Source organism: Paenibacillus sp. Y916 (assembly GCF_056786435.1).
Genome location: NZ_JBXCJA010000002.1, coordinates 222010 through 237778 on the forward strand (window position 1 = coordinate 222010; position 15769 = coordinate 237778).

19 protein-coding genes and 1 pseudogene are annotated in these 15769 nt (G+C 39.9%); 3 read left to right on the top strand and 17 right to left on the bottom strand.

Annotation, left to right across the window (positions count from 1 at the left end):
• Positions 1–185 precede the first annotated feature (185 nt).
• Positions 186–380, top strand: coding sequence for a GTP-binding protein (locus AC1TO9_RS05205; protein WP_482053749.1), 195 nt, complete (start codon positions 186–188; stop codon positions 378–380).
• 28 nt (positions 381–408) lie between these two features.
• Here AC1TO9_RS05205 and AC1TO9_RS05210 read toward each other — a convergent pair whose 3' ends face one another.
• The 16 genes and pseudogenes from AC1TO9_RS05210 to AC1TO9_RS05285 all read right to left on the bottom strand — a co-directional run bounded on the left by AC1TO9_RS05210 (position 409) and on the right by AC1TO9_RS05285 (position 13659).
• Positions 409–864 carry a Fur family transcriptional regulator gene (locus AC1TO9_RS05210; protein WP_482054468.1) on the bottom strand — a complete coding sequence of 152 codons (456 nt, stop codon included), beginning with the start codon at positions 862–864 and terminating at the stop codon, positions 409–411.
• Positions 862–1095: pseudogene (locus AC1TO9_RS05215) on the bottom strand (TIGR03943 family putative permease subunit); the annotation flags it as partial. The pseudogene AC1TO9_RS05215 and the gene AC1TO9_RS05210, both read right to left, overlap by 3 nt.
• 108 nt (positions 1096–1203) lie before the next feature.
• Positions 1204–1941 carry an alpha/beta hydrolase gene (locus AC1TO9_RS05220; RefSeq protein ID WP_482058572.1) on the bottom strand — a complete coding sequence of 246 codons (738 nt, stop codon included), beginning with the start codon at positions 1939–1941 and terminating at the stop codon, positions 1204–1206.
• A 93-nt stretch (positions 1942–2034) separates the two neighbouring features.
• Complete coding sequence (locus AC1TO9_RS05225) at positions 2035–2910, bottom strand: radical SAM/SPASM domain-containing protein (protein ID WP_482053751.1); 876 nt, start codon at positions 2908–2910, stop codon at positions 2035–2037.
• A gap of 79 nt (positions 2911–2989) precedes the next feature.
• Positions 2990–3400, bottom strand: a complete 411-nt coding sequence (locus AC1TO9_RS05230; RefSeq protein WP_482053752.1) for a GNAT family N-acetyltransferase — start codon at positions 3398–3400, stop codon at positions 2990–2992.
• Positions 3397–4569, bottom strand: a complete 1173-nt coding sequence (locus tag AC1TO9_RS05235; RefSeq protein ID WP_482058573.1) for an AI-2E family transporter — start codon at positions 4567–4569, stop codon at positions 3397–3399. Before AC1TO9_RS05235 ends, AC1TO9_RS05230 begins: the two co-directional genes overlap by 4 nt.
• 998 nt (positions 4570–5567) lie before the next feature.
• A complete protein-coding gene (locus tag AC1TO9_RS05240; RefSeq protein WP_482058574.1) occupies positions 5568–5753 on the bottom strand; it encodes a RusA family crossover junction endodeoxyribonuclease in 186 nt (61 codons plus the stop codon).
• Between the two features lie 344 nt (positions 5754–6097).
• The gene (locus tag AC1TO9_RS05245) at positions 6098–6847 is read right to left on the bottom strand and encodes an ABC transporter permease (protein ID WP_482058575.1); all 750 of its coding nucleotides are present in this window, start codon (positions 6845–6847) and stop codon (positions 6098–6100) included.
• Positions 6847–7578, bottom strand: coding sequence for an ABC transporter ATP-binding protein (locus AC1TO9_RS05250; RefSeq protein ID WP_482058576.1), 732 nt, complete (start codon positions 7576–7578; stop codon positions 6847–6849). Before AC1TO9_RS05250 ends, AC1TO9_RS05245 begins: the two co-directional genes overlap by 1 nt.
• Before the next feature lie 116 nt (positions 7579–7694).
• A complete protein-coding gene (locus AC1TO9_RS05255) occupies positions 7695–8627 on the bottom strand; it encodes an SPFH domain-containing protein (protein WP_482053757.1) in 933 nt (310 codons plus the stop codon).
• Positions 8627–9061 carry an NfeD family protein gene (locus AC1TO9_RS05260; RefSeq protein ID WP_482053758.1) on the bottom strand — a complete coding sequence of 145 codons (435 nt, stop codon included), beginning with the start codon at positions 9059–9061 and terminating at the stop codon, positions 8627–8629. Before AC1TO9_RS05260 ends, AC1TO9_RS05255 begins: the two co-directional genes overlap by 1 nt.
• A 217-nt stretch (positions 9062–9278) precedes the next feature.
• A complete protein-coding gene (locus AC1TO9_RS05265) occupies positions 9279–10361 on the bottom strand; it encodes a lactonase family protein (protein ID WP_482058577.1) in 1083 nt (360 codons plus the stop codon).
• 25 nt (positions 10362–10386) lie between these two features.
• A complete protein-coding gene (gene nagZ / locus AC1TO9_RS05270) occupies positions 10387–11718 on the bottom strand; it encodes a beta-N-acetylhexosaminidase (protein ID WP_482053760.1) in 1332 nt (443 codons plus the stop codon).
• A 79-nt stretch (positions 11719–11797) separates the two neighbouring features.
• Entirely contained in the window at positions 11798–12445 is a 648-nt protein-coding gene (gene bshB2 / locus AC1TO9_RS05275; protein ID WP_482053761.1) for a bacillithiol biosynthesis deacetylase BshB2, read from the bottom strand.
• Between the two features lie 70 nt (positions 12446–12515).
• On the bottom strand, positions 12516–12860 hold the full coding sequence (locus AC1TO9_RS05280) for a YojF family protein (RefSeq protein ID WP_482053762.1): 345 nt from the start codon (positions 12858–12860) through the stop codon (positions 12516–12518).
• A gap of 199 nt (positions 12861–13059) precedes the next feature.
• A complete protein-coding gene (locus AC1TO9_RS05285) occupies positions 13060–13659 on the bottom strand; it encodes a nitroreductase family protein (RefSeq protein WP_482058578.1) in 600 nt (199 codons plus the stop codon).
• A 230-nt stretch (positions 13660–13889) separates the two neighbouring features.
• Between AC1TO9_RS05285 and AC1TO9_RS05290 the strand changes: the two genes are divergently transcribed.
• Positions 13890–14495, top strand: a complete 606-nt coding sequence (locus AC1TO9_RS05290; protein ID WP_482058579.1) for a pentapeptide repeat-containing protein — start codon at positions 13890–13892, stop codon at positions 14493–14495.
• 179 nt (positions 14496–14674) lie between these two features.
• A complete protein-coding gene (locus tag AC1TO9_RS05295) occupies positions 14675–14827 on the top strand; it encodes a hypothetical protein (RefSeq protein ID WP_482058580.1) in 153 nt (50 codons plus the stop codon).
• A 130-nt stretch (positions 14828–14957) separates the two neighbouring features.
• Here AC1TO9_RS05295 and map read toward each other — a convergent pair whose 3' ends face one another.
• Entirely contained in the window at positions 14958–15710 is a 753-nt protein-coding gene (gene map / locus AC1TO9_RS05300) for a type I methionyl aminopeptidase (RefSeq protein ID WP_482058581.1), read from the bottom strand.
• Between the last annotated feature and the right edge of the window lie 59 nt (positions 15711–15769).

Below are 15769 nucleotides of genomic sequence, written 5' to 3' on the forward strand. Positions count from 1 at the left end.
AATAGATTCTGAATATCACTTGAAATAAACAGTAATTTTTACGATAATGGAATAAATAAAAAAATCAAACGAAAGCAAACTAGATAATCGTAATTATTACACTTAAAGAGCTTAGCAGGAACCCTTTTATTAGTCAATATAAAATTCCTTATTCATTGAAGCATCCTTTATAAATGTAAGCTGAGGTGCTGAAACAAATCGTCACTGTACTGGATGCTGAGAACGCGCTAGATTATAACAGCCTCTTCTCATCCGATAAACAACTAGTGCAGACGCTTAGACTTCAATTAGAGGTTGCCGATCATATCATTGTGAACAAAACTGACCTTGTGAAGGAATCCCATCTAATATCTACACGAAGAAGAAGCTCCATTAAATAGAGCTTCTTCTTCGTAATTATAGTATTAATCAAACGTTAACGGTTTCTTTTTGACATTCCTCACATAATCCATAAACTTCGAATCGATGATTCACAATTTTGAATGAGCCCGGTAACTTCAGCGATTGCTCCATTGGGCAATAATCGAACGTCAATGTCTTCTCACAATTGACACAGATTAAATGATGGTGATGATGTGTTGAGCAGCTTTCTTTAAATTTCAAACCGCCATCCATAGAGTAGAATTGCTCCAACGCGCCCATTTCGCTCAATAAACGTAAATTTCGATACACCGTATCAAAGCTTACACTTGGATATGGAATCGTCATCTGATCGTATACTTCTTTTGGAGATAAATATCCATTGGCATCAGTAAATATTTCGGCTAATTTTCTCCGTTGTTCCGTAATCCGCCAGCCGCTTGTCGTCATCACATCAATCATTTGTTTAACTCTCGACGATTTACTGTCCTCATCCACTGTCATGACATTCGTTCCTTTCCCATAGGGTAACGTTATGTTACTCCCCCTATAAGTTGTCTGACCAATGACTCCGGTCAATTCAACCCATGTAACCTCTGCAACCCTATTAGCTATCTCTGATTCCACTATTATACCATAAGGAGCCGTATCTGCTGAACAACGCTGCACAGCAAGTCTAGAAATAACAAACTGATTGGGAGGCATATCATCTTCTCGATACACAAATCCAGTCATCTCGATCTTCTTCTGCTACAACATCTGGCGCTCTTTAACATGATAGCCTGCTCGTTTACTTTGGACACCCTTTTCACACTTCCAACATCATTCTTCAACGAATGATCTTCACTCCAATCTATTCATCCACTCCGATAATTTCTCTATCAACGTTTGAAGTTGCACTTCAAATGTTGTTTTCGTAGGATTGTCTCCCTTTTGCGGACCATAGCTCCCGAATTGGGCATGGTTACCACCTTCAATTACATAATATTCTGAGTATTGTGGGAGATATTGTTTAGCAATCTCGTAAGTTTCCTTCTTCAAGACACCATCCTCCGATCCAGTAAGAGAGATGACAGGTACATCCATCTCAACCAAGCTTCCTTTTGAATCCGGATATGCCGCAAGAAAGAACACACCAGCGAGCTGATCTGGATGGCTAGCCGCAAACCGTGAAGCCATAACGCCCCCTAGTGAATGGCCCCCTATTACAAAAGTATCATTAGGTTCCATACTGAGTATGCCATTAGCTCTATTTCCGCCAAGTACTGCAAGATTCAAGGGCATTTTCACAATATATGTCCGGTATCCTTGCATAGCAAGCTCTTTAGCAAGAGGTGCATAGCTTTTAGGATTTACTAAGCCACCAGGATAAAAGATGACGTTTAAGCCATCAGCTTTCTCTGGATCGAATTGAATCCACCGTCTCTGTTCAGACACGGTTATTCCATTGCCATCTTTCATTGCCTCAAGTGCTATCGCATCTGGTGCGTATGGTTTCAGGTAGACCGCCATCACTACACCGATGAAGAGCACTATGAGTAGAGCAAGTTTCCACCAGCGAAAGTGAAACCATTTATCCATAAAATACATCCCCTATGATTTCATAATTTCTAATTCTTACATAACGCAACAAAAGGAGCAGGAGTGTATTAGCTCCTGCTCATGTAATTCCCATTAAGAGAACCGCTTGCGGTATCCACACTTCCTACATAACTCTTCTACAACTTCTCTACGGGAGAACCCATCATAAAGATTGTTCGCTCTCTCGCTCTCCACAATTTCAGAGAATGGCGTCTGATTGATGTTCCCTAGATTGATCACACCTTCACCATCCAGACAACAAGGAATGACCGTACCATCTACAAGAATACCCGCTTGGTTACGCAGACCATGGCAGAATCCCTTTCCGTGGTCTTCCTCTTCTTTCAAATCAGGCCATTTAAACTCATGATCTTGATTGAGATAGATTTGTTTGGCAATTTTCACACCACTACCTGGAGCTATCTTTTCTTCAATTTTAAAATCGAGATTAAACTCCGTCTCAATCCATTCGAGAATCTGTCGATTTCTATTTCGTTCGAGGTTAGTGATGTTATCTTCCGTCAAATTCCAAAGTCTAAGTGATACCAGAACATCTGATTTCTCCACAGCCTCTTTCGCAAAATTAAGGACAGACGCTACATACTCTTCCTTATTCGTCGAACCTTCATGACCATCAAAGCTATGTAACGAGAAATTCAGCTGACGTAAGGCTGGTTTCATCATAATTTTATGCTTCGCTTTATGAAGAAGTGTTCCGTTTGTCGTAATATTAACTTTGAATCCTCTCTCGTGGCTTAAATCCAAGAGTTGATCAATTTTGGGGTGAAGCAGCGGCTCACCCTTCACATGGAAGTATAAATAATCCGTATGAGGTTTGATTTCGTCTAATATTTTGGTAAACGCATCGATTTTAATGAAATTAGCTTGTCGCTTTGTCTGCGGACAAAAGGTACATGCCAAATTACACACACTAGTAATCTCAATATAAAACTTCTTGAATTTCTTCACGTACATGCGCTCCATCCTATTCTGTAAGTAACACACTCCAGAAATTCTAACGTAGAAGCTTAGGATAAGCAACCTTAAACTAGTATCTCTTATACATTCCAACAGACTTTGGTTGCGTGTATTCAAACCCAAACTTCTTATATAATCGATCGGCCGGGACTTCTGCAATCAAACTTACATAGGAATCCTTAAATGCGTTCTGGTCTAAATATTGCGTAATTTCAACCATAATTAGTTTACCCAGACCTTTTCCTTGATGAGTAGGATCCACTGCAATATCTACAATTTGATAAAAGCACCCACCATCGCCGATAATTCTTCCCATCCCAATAAGTTCATTCGACTGTCTCAACGTAATGTTAAAGATCGAATGGGTCAATGCTATAGCTGCTCCTGCTCTATCTCTAGCGCTCAAACCTGCTTTAGTCCTTAATTGATTATACTCATCAGGCGTGGGTGGTTCATATATAATATCTATCGTAGTATTCATATCTCTTCTCCCTCTTCTTTCTCACTCATTTCTGGAATAGGATCATACCATTCTGTCGCATTCTTAAACCACTCAAATAGATTCATAACGATAACTTTCAGAATAGCGTAACCAGGTACCGCAAGTATAATGCCGACAACACCAAATAATTTACCAGCAACAATAATAACAAAAATAATCGTAATGGGATGAACTTTTAATGTCTTTCCCATAATTTGTGGAGATATGAATTTCCCTTCGATTAATTGAACGATCGTCCATACCGCAACCATTTTGATCAACATGATCGGTGACGTTACTAGCGCAATGATGATGGCAGGTGTGATAGCAATTGTCGGTCCTAAATAAGGAACCATACTTGTAAAAGCCGCAATGATAGCAAGCACCACGGGATAGTCAATTCCAATAATGAGATAACCGAAATACAGTAGAATTCCAATACAGAAACTAACAATAATCTGTCCGCGAATATATGAACTAATCTGATGGCTCATTTCGCTTAGAACTTTAGATGTATGCGGGCGTACCTTCGTTGGCAGAAGCTTAAGCATATACTGTGGCAATTTCTTTCCGTCCTTCAATAAGTACACTAGAATAAACGGTGCAATAATAAAGGCTAATACGAATTCCGTTACTGCTCCTACAACGGTACTAATCCCTTTAAACGTATTATTGAAAAATGAAGCCGCCTTCGATGAAATCTCACCCATGATATCAGGTGCATTGAATCCGAGGTTATTCTGAATCTGAGTGAATAAATCACTGCCAATCCAGTTCTCGAATATGATCTGAATTTCTTGACTATACATAGGGACATTCTCAACAAATCCCATCACCTGATTACGAATGACAGGAATAATCTCAACAATAAGAATACTCAATAGCCCAATTATGAGTGCATAGAGGATAAGTATAGAATAACCACGCTTAATCTTTCTACGTTCCATGAAATCCACGAGCGGATTGAGTAAATAATAGGCTATGGAAGCTAGTATTATAGGTACCGCCACGGTGCTCAGTATCGTTGTAATCGGTGTAAATATGTAGGATATTTTACTAAATACTAAAATAATTAACCCAATCATTAGTGTAATGAATAGAAACATTAACTTTTTTTGTTGGAGCAGCACAATAGATCGATTCTTGATCCCATTCGGTATTCGTTTCATAATAGTTTATCATTTCCTTTATTTATGGATTGAAATTATGATCATTATCTTCTGACCCAAAACCAAACCAGTACTTAACAAAAATTTGTGTAGGATGCCGCTACGATAACGGATTGTCCTTACGATCGCTGTTGCCCTCCGATTTCTTGATTGTATACCGCACAGCGGTTGAAATCAGAGGGCAAAGGCGAGCGCTACCGCTTCTTCAGGACAATTCCGTCATCTGCGCTGCTTCGTACTTCTCCACTTCATCCGATCCAATCCCTCTTATTAGGAGTTTAAGACTGTGGAATCAGAAGAAAACATTCTTCCTACCTACTTGTTCAGATGAGTGTCATATTCCTGCGAAAAGCCGTTGCAGGCTTTATACCATACGGTGGTTAGTGTGGCTCTATGGAAAGGTGGTTCTTAAGTTACTTCACAACAGATTAAGATCGGTATAAGGTTTAATTGAGCACAACTGCAATCGGATCTTATCGAAATAGTCAAGCGCTGATTTTAGTGTTTAGCCAAGATTATTATATACTTTCTTCTATTATAACCACAATCTAAATCATCCGCATCTGCAACTGCAGCTAGTAGTCAAAAGATCACCTTAAAACTAACTCTTTAGTGGATATTCAACCTATTACCTCACTTAATACGATAAAACATGCCTCGTAGATATAGGACATCCGGAACTGTCGATTCATAATGCACTGACCAATCGTTCTCAGCAACTCTGCTTGTATTTTCTCCCTTCTCCGTCAGTCCTTTCTTTTGGAATTCAAATCACTGTATAATAAAGTTAACAAATTCCAATACTGAGGTGACTTCGATGAAATACGATAGAGCTAGATCTGAACGAAGATCGAACTACATTGAGTTATTTCTAGAAATTCTGTTTTACATCCCAAGACTAGTCATCAAATTTTTATTTTAAATCAGATCGTACGTTCAGTCACAAGGTAAAATCGCCTGGTTCGCCACGTTCATGATTATGGACACCCTCGTTGTATTTATCCTCGCCATTCGAGCCTATTGGATCTCCGTAATTCATTTCCTAGTTGCCAGCTATCATCCTTCCAAGTCACGCCTTTAAGTGTATCCTTCACACCTTCGAGAAAGTTGTCAGCATCCGATTTTGATATCGGAAGGATTTCCCTTTCTCCGATGTATCTAAAGTAAGTGCCACATCCGCTCACGAAGATTCCACAGGGCCACTGAAAAACTTATGCTTTTAATTCCGTGAAATGAATTCGAATAAAAAAAGGGGCACTTTCTGCACCAATAAATTGCGCGAAAACACTCTAAACAAGACTAATATTTGCAGAAAGTCAGACCCTATGTTCGAAGTAGCGAAGATGACGGAATTGTCCTGAAGAAGCGGAGCGGTCGCCTTTGCCCTCTGATTTCAACCATTGTGGATATACAATCAAGAAATCAGAGGGCAACAGCGATCGGAAGGACAATCCGTTATCGTAGCGGTATCCTACACCAATGTGTGTGGACTTTTTCAGAGTCCTACCGACGACTTTTTGAACTTCCTCTATAAGGAGGCCATACGTAAATCTTTCGTGAACCACAGTCGATAACTCAACAGACCTAAAACAATGCTAGTAATCGCTGCTGAGGAAGTCAAGGCAAACACAATTAAAATCTGATAACGTACTGCTTCTACAGGATCAGCACCCGCTATAATCATCCCAGTCATCATTCCCGGTAACTGGACGATTCCAACCGTCTTCATCCCATCGATGGTTGGAATCATACTTGATTTAACCGATCTCTTCAAGGAATCCTGAATAGCCTGTCTCGCACTAGCACCTAGACACAATAAAGTCTCTACTTCACCACGATTAGACTCAACCTCGCGCTTCATATGATTCAAGAATAGACCTGATACAACCATCGCATTACCAATCGTCATACCACTGATTGGGATAATATATTGTGGTGTTGCTTCTATTATATGTAATCCTAAGAGTAAGACCATCATTAGAACTTCTGTACAACCAATAGAGAGAGCTATACGCCAGCGTATGCCAGGTAATCCTTTACCACGTTTACCCGCATTCCAGGCGGCGACCGTGATCATGACTGAAATAATTAACAAGATAAACATAGGATGTTGAGATTGAAATACAAACATCAGCACGTATCCTACTAATAGTAATTGAATCGCAGAACGGATCGTACCAATCGCAATATCCTTCTCTAAATCGAGCTTCTGCCACATGGAGACTAACATCGTGATCATCACAAATATAAGCGTAAAGCTAAGAGCTACATAAGACATTAACATTCCTCCTGGGGAACTAGTTGTAAATAACTTCTTGCACTATCTGTCATCGGATTGTCAAAGAAATCATGGCAACTACTATCTTCTAATAGGACACCACTCTCAATGAACCATACTCTTTGACTTAGTCGCTGCGCTTGTTCAAGATCATGTGTTATCCATATACAGGTTGCCCCTTCCTGCTCTCGCCAATCTTGTAACAGCTTCTCTACCGCTAGCTTGCTCTGCATATCTAGTGAAGCCGTAACCTCATCTAGCAGTAGAATTTCCGATCGGAGCATAAGTGAACGAACGAGGGCAACTCTTTGTTTCTCTCCTCCAGATAATTCAGACGATTTCTTGCCCCAATCCAGATAATCTAGATTTAAAGACGACATGAGCCGCTTCGCTAAGTTATGATCAAAATCTATTTTGTGAAGCTGACTCACGGTTCTTAGATTATCTTCAACACTGCCTGGAAGCATATAAGATTGTTGAGAGACATAGCTGATTCTCCTTCTCCATTCTTGAGGGTCTACCTCAAGACATGAACGTCCATATAATCGAACCTCACCATCATCCTGTGCCACCATACGGCATAGAATCCGCAGAAGCGTACTTTTACCTTGCCCTGATTTCCCCAGAAGTGTAATCACTTCTGGATTAGTAATTTGAGATGTAAAGGCGTTTAATATAGGTTGATCTCCGTATCGCTTACTCAATTGATTCATTTCCAATATGCTCGTCAAAGTCACTTACCCTCCATATGTATACAGTAATATAATATTATCAAGATAAATTGAAAGAAGCCAAACCCTTCAAGAGGAATTTGGCTTCTTTCAATTTATATTGACATGAATATGACTTATTTCTTAGATTTAAATATTTCCCCGATAGCACCTAGACTGCCAAGAATCTCAACAGCATTCGAAGGAATAAACACTTTATTAGCAGGTCCTTTAGAAATCTCAGTTAGCGCTTCGAAAGAACGATACGCAAGAACATTCTCGTCAAGACCAGCTTCACGAATCATCTCTATACGATTCTTCTCTGCTTGTGCAACAGCCAAGATCGCCTTCGCTTCACCAATAGCTTCTAGCTCTTGAGCCTGACCTAATCCTTCAGCTTCACGGATACGCGCTTCCTTATCCCCTTCGGCTTTTAGAATTTTACTCTGCTTATCACCTTCAGCACGAAGAATCATGTCTTGCTTAGCAGCTTCTGCTTCAAGAACGATAGCACGTTTACTACGTTCAGCCTTCATCTGCTTATCCATCGCTTCTTGAATATCTCTTGGCGGCTGAATATCAATAACTTCAACCCGCTCAATCCGTACGCCCCACTTCTCTGTCGCTTCATCCAAAGCAACACGGATCTCTAACGATATTTTCTCACGTCCAGATAACGTTTCATCCAACTCCATCTTACCGATGATCTGTCTCATCGTTGCAGTAGATATGTTACGTACACCATACACGTAGTCAGATATCCCGTATGTAGCTTGATCCGGTCCAACGACTTGATAGAATATAATCGTATCAATTTCTACTTGTACGTTATCTTTGGTAATAACCGTTTGCGGAGGCACATTCGCCTGTTGAATACGCAAATCATGGTATACCCGTACATGATCAATCACTGGAATAAGAATATTTAATCCTGGATTTAATAAACGATGAAACTTACCAAGTCGCTCTACAACGCCAACACGTTGTTGTGGTACGATCTTGATAGTCAACGAAATAAAAACAACGACAATAGCGAGAATAATTAGAACAATTACCCAACCATACTCCATTAAGAAACCCCTTCCCATTTGTGGACTTCTAAGACAGTGGTACCACGTTGTACAATAATGACAATTTCATCTTTGCGTAAAAGCTGATCTGAGGAAGCACTCCATGTTTCGTTGCCAACCTTCACGATACCATTCTTACTGACGTCAATTTCTTCAATAACAATTCCTTGCTTGCCGACTAATTCATCAATAACATCCGTGAAACCATCCGATTTACGCATAAATTTGGTCAATGGTTTCGTGAAGAAGGTCAACACCAGTGCTACAATACAACCAAATAACGCCTGAACGAAGAATAAGTCAGGTACTACCAGAGCAATAAGTGCTGCCGCAATCGCCCCGATGCCAATCCATAACAGGTAAAAGGTTAATGTCAGCATCTCCACGACAAACAGAATAACTCCGATGACGAGCCAGATTGCCCATAGTTCCATTGATCTCACCACCTTTTGCTGGATTATATGGAACCCATCAAACAATTATTACTCGCATTATAAGAGGATATTCAAAAAGTCACCTTTTGAATCCGCATTATAATAAAATGCGCTTTCAATAGTTGTTATCACCTCTTATTGGTTCCTTATCTCAGTATACATTATATCGGTATGTGGTGTATTTATTTATTGTGAAATTAGTAACTCATGGAGGATATTACATATAAAAAGGCTTAACACATACTGGCTTAGACACCGTTACGCTATCGCCTGTATATTGTATTTTTCCCGACTCTTGGTCAACTCGGAATATCGTAATATTGTTCGTATCTCTATTAGCTACAAAAAGATAGTCACCTTTAGGTGTAAATTCGAAATGACGCGGATGTGCTCCTTCTACGGATACATGTTCTACAAGTGTCAGCTTACCCGTCACTTCATCAAAGGCATACACCACCATACTATCGTGACCACGATTGGAACCATATACAAATTTACCATCTTGTGAAATCAATATTTCTGCACAACCATTGTCCCCTTCAAAATCTGCTGGTAGTGTCGGTACAGTCTCTCGTTCGCTTAATTTACCATGCTCAGCATCATAATTGAAAGACGTAATCGTTGAGTCAATCTCATTAATCACGAAAGCATATGCTCCATTCGGATGAAATGTTAGATGTCTTGGTCCAGCAGCTGGTTGCAGCTTCACAATTCCTTGTTTAATTAACTGTTGCTTGTCCTCATTAATACTATACGCTTGAATAAGGTCTAATCCGAGATCCTGTACGAAAAAGAATCTGCCATCAGGACTAAAGAAAGAGGAATGCGGATGTGGCCGATCTTGACGTTCAGCGAGTACACCTTTTCCTTCATGCTGCGCAACATCCAATAATTCTCCCAAACTACCATCTTCTTTGAGAGAGAATAGACCGATCATCCCCCCGTGGTAGCTAGTAACCGTAAGATACTTCCCTTCTGAATCCCGTTGGATATGGCATGTCGGCGCACCTACACTATCCTTGCGCTGAATGAGCTTCAGTGATCCTGTTATTGGTTCCACTGCGAATTCTACGATCTCACCAATCTTGGTACCTTCCGCGGATTTCGACTCTGAAATAGCATATAGCTTATGTTTAATATGATCCACATTTAAAAAGGTTGGATTCTGCAGTCCAGCAACCTCATCAACGAGTGTTAATTGCCCTGTTCCTTCATCAAAGGTATATACATAAATACCGTTATCTGCCGATTCAGCGTATGAACCTACGAATACGAACAACTTCCCATCATGAACTACCATTAATAACTCCTCCTAATTGTCTTCATCATTTATTAGTTTGTCCAACCTTATTAACTATTTTTTGTATGTCCGCATTTAGTGCCTGAACATCTGGACCTTTGGCAGGTTCATTACTCAATCCGTACTTTTCTTTAAGCTTCAATATTGTATACACTCGATTGTTTAATAGCTCATCTGAAATCTTACCGTTCTTCACAGCATCTGTCAAAGCGTCTATAACCGCTATCCCCTTCTCAACATCATGACCGACGAGCACAATATTTGTGCCTGCAAGTACCGATTGGACAGCAGATTGAGGAAGATCATAATGGTCAACGATGGCTCCCATGGTCATATCATCTGTCATGACAACACCACTGAACCCCAACTCCGCACGAAGGATTTCTGTAATAACGACCTTAGATAATGACGCTGGGAAATCCGGGTCTACTTTTGGCATTAGAATATGTGCAATCATAACGACTTCTGCCCCTTGATTAATGGCATCTTGGAATGGAAGAAGTTCAAGTCTGCGCAAACGATCCAGACTATTCTCGACAATAGGTAAGCCAATATGAGAGTCCACTGACGTATCTCCGTGACCCGGGAAATGCTTCACTACGGGTACAACTCCTTGGGATTGAATGCCATGCATAGTAGCGATACCAAGCGAGCTAACTACCTCTGCCTGATTCCCAAAAGAACGATCCCCAATGACAGGATTATTAGGATTACTATGAATATCAAGCACTGGAGCAAAGTCCATATTCAATCCAAACCCCTGTAATTCTCGACCAAGGATTTGTCCGATTTCATTAGAAAGCTTAGCATCATTCTTCTTCCCAATCACTTTATTCGTAGGTAACTTCATAAATTCTTTGGGCATTCGCGTCACTCGGCCACCCTCTTCATCCACACTCATCCAGAGTGGAACTTTATTGACCTCATTACTGAGTTTTAGATCATTAAATAACCGTAACGCTTGCTGCGTTGACTCCATATTATCTTTATAGAAAATAAAACCTCCGACATGATAATCTTCAATAAATGTTTCACTATCCTCATTATTTATCGTTCCATCTATGCCAACGACAACCAGTTGGCCTATCTTTTCGTCTGTACTCATACTATTCAAGAGATCTTCTACAGGATCAGTGGGTTCGATTGGGACTTCCTCCGGCAAGATACCTTCATCCTCAGATTGTTGTGGCACTTTAGTGCCTTCACCCGCATCCGTTGTTTGATCATCTGGTGCTATATGATTCGTATTCGTTGAAGAATCGAGTTGACCCACATCCTTACTATTACCCGAACTACAACCACCAAGAACTAGCATGACACATATGACGGTTAATCCAATACTCCATTTAATATTCAACCTCAACCTCATCTCATCACCAACCTCTTATATTTAAAAGAAGACGAACCTCCCATTCACAGGAAATCCGCCTTGTGCTTTAAAAAGAATAAGTCCAAAATCGCTCTGTTCCGAATCTTTCTTTCATTTCTTCACTCTCTACCATGTGAGGGTCCGTAGGTAATTGCCACTGAGAACGATGCGATTGTATCGATCCTAGCTTTTGCTTCAGAAAAGGAATGACATCATTCTTAACATCTGGCTCACCTAATATTTGCTCGCAGCCCTTGGTAAATGCTAGGCAGTGGACAACAGGTCTTTGTTCCTTTGGCATCTTAGCAATCGTTCGAATAACAGCTGCTCCAGTAGCATCATGATCGGGATGCACGCTATACTTCGGATGAAAGGTTATGACAAGAGATGGGTTCAATTCGGTTATTAAGGCAGCTATTCTTTCACTCATTTGCTCATGATCTTCAAATTCAATCGTTTTATCATGGTAACCCATCATTCTAATATCTGTTATTCCTATATGCTGACAAGATTCCTCTAGTTCTAATCTGCGAATCTGAGGAAGTGTGACACGGTTAGCGAATAGTGGATCACCCATACTACGGGCCATCTCTCCTAAAGTTAAACAAGCATACGTTACAGGAGTTCCTTCACTAATATATTTGGCTAATGTTCCTGAGAGACCAAAACATTCATCATCAGGATGAGGTAGTACTACTAATATATGACGTTCCATTTGGTTGTACCTTCTTTCTCTGGACGGTTTATGAATCTCTGTCGTGCTTGGCTTGACCATCCATTTCTAGTTAAAATGGTTCTTTACTTAGTTGGAGTGATACGACCAACTTCCCATCATGATCATGACCAGCAAGGATGAGACGTTCTTCATCACTTTCATCCCAGTGAGTTAGTCCTTGTGAATACACCCATCCTTGCTCCATCTTCAGTCCTACACGAAAAGGACCATCACCTTCAATCGAACCTAGCGAATATCGAATCACTCCATTACGGATAAATGTCGATGCAGTGAATTTGGACTTATCATTGTGAGAAGCATAAGCTCCTGTTGTCATCTCTAGATGAATATACAGATCTTGGTCTTTGAATTGCTCAATAACCCGTTGAACGCGTGTCTGATCTATGAGTTGCATCTCTTCTACTCCCCCATTATGAGTCTATAGTAAAACTATTATAGTCCACATTATACCCTATTTCAAAATAATCAAGTAGAACCGGCTGTACCGTCCTTTTTCAAAAAGATTGTACTTTCTTATATTTCAAAAAAAGCCAGACCCTCTCTTCGTAAAAGAAAAGGAGAATGGCTTCTTTATTTATGTGATAACTTGCAATTTAGTTAAATACTAAAACGCGGTCTTCTAGTGGTTGGAATTGTTTCTCACCAGCAGGAGCAAGTGGTTTACCAAATGGCATTTGACCAAGAAGCTTCCATGATGCTGGAATGTTCCAAGTTGCTTTCACTTCATCATCGATAAGGGGATTGTAATGTTGCAAAGATGCACCCAACCCTTCGACTTCTAGAGCAGTCCACACAACCAATTGGAGCATACCTGCGGATTGTAGTGACCAGATCGGGAAGTTATCTGCATACGTTGCGAATGACGTTTGAAGCCCTTCAATAACATCTTGATCCTCAAAAAATAATATCGTACCATATCCATTGCGGAACATCGTCATTTTCTCAGCCGTAGGAGTAAATTGATCTTCTGGAACAATTTTTTTTAGAGTATTCTCTGTAATATTCCAAAGCTTATCATGTTGTTCCCCTAGAAGAACAACCACTCTTGCACTTTGTGAGTTAAAAGAAGATGGTGTATGTTTTACAGCTTCATTAACGATTTCGTGAATTCTTTCATCAGATACAACGGATTCTTTACTAATTGCATAAATCGAACGTCTATTCTTAATGGCTTCCAAAAATTCTAATGACATTATTAAAGCGACCTCCTAAATGTTATCTACTTACTTTTATATCATACCTTATTCCTTATCAGAACACAACAACATTACTATTCCTCCATTGCCAGTTTGTATTCACATGAGTGAATCATCACTTCGAAGAGGATCCGCAATCTGTAATTTTCACAGAAACATCATATTTAATCTTCATAACATTAAGTATTGTATTATTAGTATAATGTACATTATAGGAGATGATCATCATGTTTCAGCATGTAGATAAGAATTACACCGACATTGACTTTAGCAACTCTGACCTACGCTATGGAGAACTTCGCAACTGTACCTTCGAAGACTGTAATTTCCGTGGTACACCATTAGAAGAGGTATTGACCACAGGTTGTCTATTTATTAATTGTGATTTTACGAATGCCACTCTTAACTCCTCTCAACATCATGGTTCGGCATTTACCAACTGTAAATTTCACGAGAGCAACTTATTTGTGTCTAAATTCATAAATTGTAAGATGATTGGATCGGATTTCTTCAAGGCTAGAATGGATGGAATAACCATTGAAGAAGGTGATTGGTCTTACACTAATCTTCGGCATGTTAACTTAGGCAAACAAAATTTACGTAAAGTAAGGTTCTCAGAAGCTGATATGTCTGGAGCTAACTTAGAAAAAGTTGACTTCAGAGATGCTGATTTAACACGAGTTCAATTAGGAAAAGCAAATATCCGGAGCGCTGATCTTCGAGGGGCCATTCTAGATGGCATTGATTTTAAAGCATTAGATATAACGGGGGTTAAAATGGACCTTCACCAAGCCGTTACTTTTACGCGAGCTTTTGGTGCGAAAATTGATTAGTTTATAATACGTCGAAGAACATAAATAAAGGCGATTTTTCATTCAGAATAGAATGAAAAATCGCCTTTATTCAAAATATAAGAAAGCACTCATTTCTGCTAAAATAGATGCAGAAAGTACATTTAATTAGCAGGAAAAGTAGGGATAGAGAGAATTAGTTGTATAAACTACAGTTAAAAATGACAATAACGCTGAAATGTGGAGTTTCCAGTAATTTAGATGTCCTCCATGCAACTAAAGTTAGCTTCCAAGGGATTGGGTTGATTTTAGATGTACTTATTACAGCTATAATAGTGAATGGTGATGACGGAATTGTCCTGAAGAAGCGGTAGCGTTCGCCTACAAGCGTTCCTACCGTAAGCTACTTCGGAAGCAAATGCTTTGCCCTCTGATTTCAACCGCTATGCGGAATACACTCAAGAAATCGGAGGGCAACAGCAATCGGAAGGACAATCCGTCATCTTAAACACCTTGATCAGTCAGTATAATAGGACCTTCTGCCGTAATGGCTATCGTATGTTCATACTGTGCAGATAATCCACCATCCAGTGTTCTTGCTGTCCAACCATCATCATCTAATTTACTACGATAAGTCCCGGTGTTGATCATAGGCTCAATCGTAATAACCATGCCTTCTTTAAGTCTTGGACCTAGATTAGGCGGACCGTAATGGGGAACTTGGGGATCTTCATGCATATCCATACCAATTCCATGTCCAATGAATTCTCTAACGACAGAGAAACCCTCTGCTTCAGCATACACTTGAATACTGTGTGAAATATCTCCGATTCGATTACCGATGACTGCCTTCTCGATCCCTCTGTATAGAGATTCCTTCGTTACATCCATAAGCTTCTGTGACTGCTCAGATACTTGACCTACAGCGTAAGACCAAGCAGAATCTGCTAACCATCCGTTTAAATTGACGACCATATCAATGGTCACGATGTCCCCTTCTTTTAACTTCGTATGAGAAGGAAATCCATGACAAATAACGTCATTGACGGATGCACAAGTCGCAAAACGATAACCATTGTATCCCTTTTGTTCAGGAGTAGCCCCGTTCTTAATTATAAATTGTTCAGCGAATCGATCGATCTCCAATGTTGTAATTCCAGGAACGATCATCTTGCTAATTTCTCGATGACACGCAGCTAATATATCACCAGCAAGCTTCATCTTTTGAATCTGTTCTTTCGTCTTAATTGTAATCATGTTCTTATCCCTCATTCTATTATGGTCTTCTTATTATAACCAAACTTTCCACTATGGTG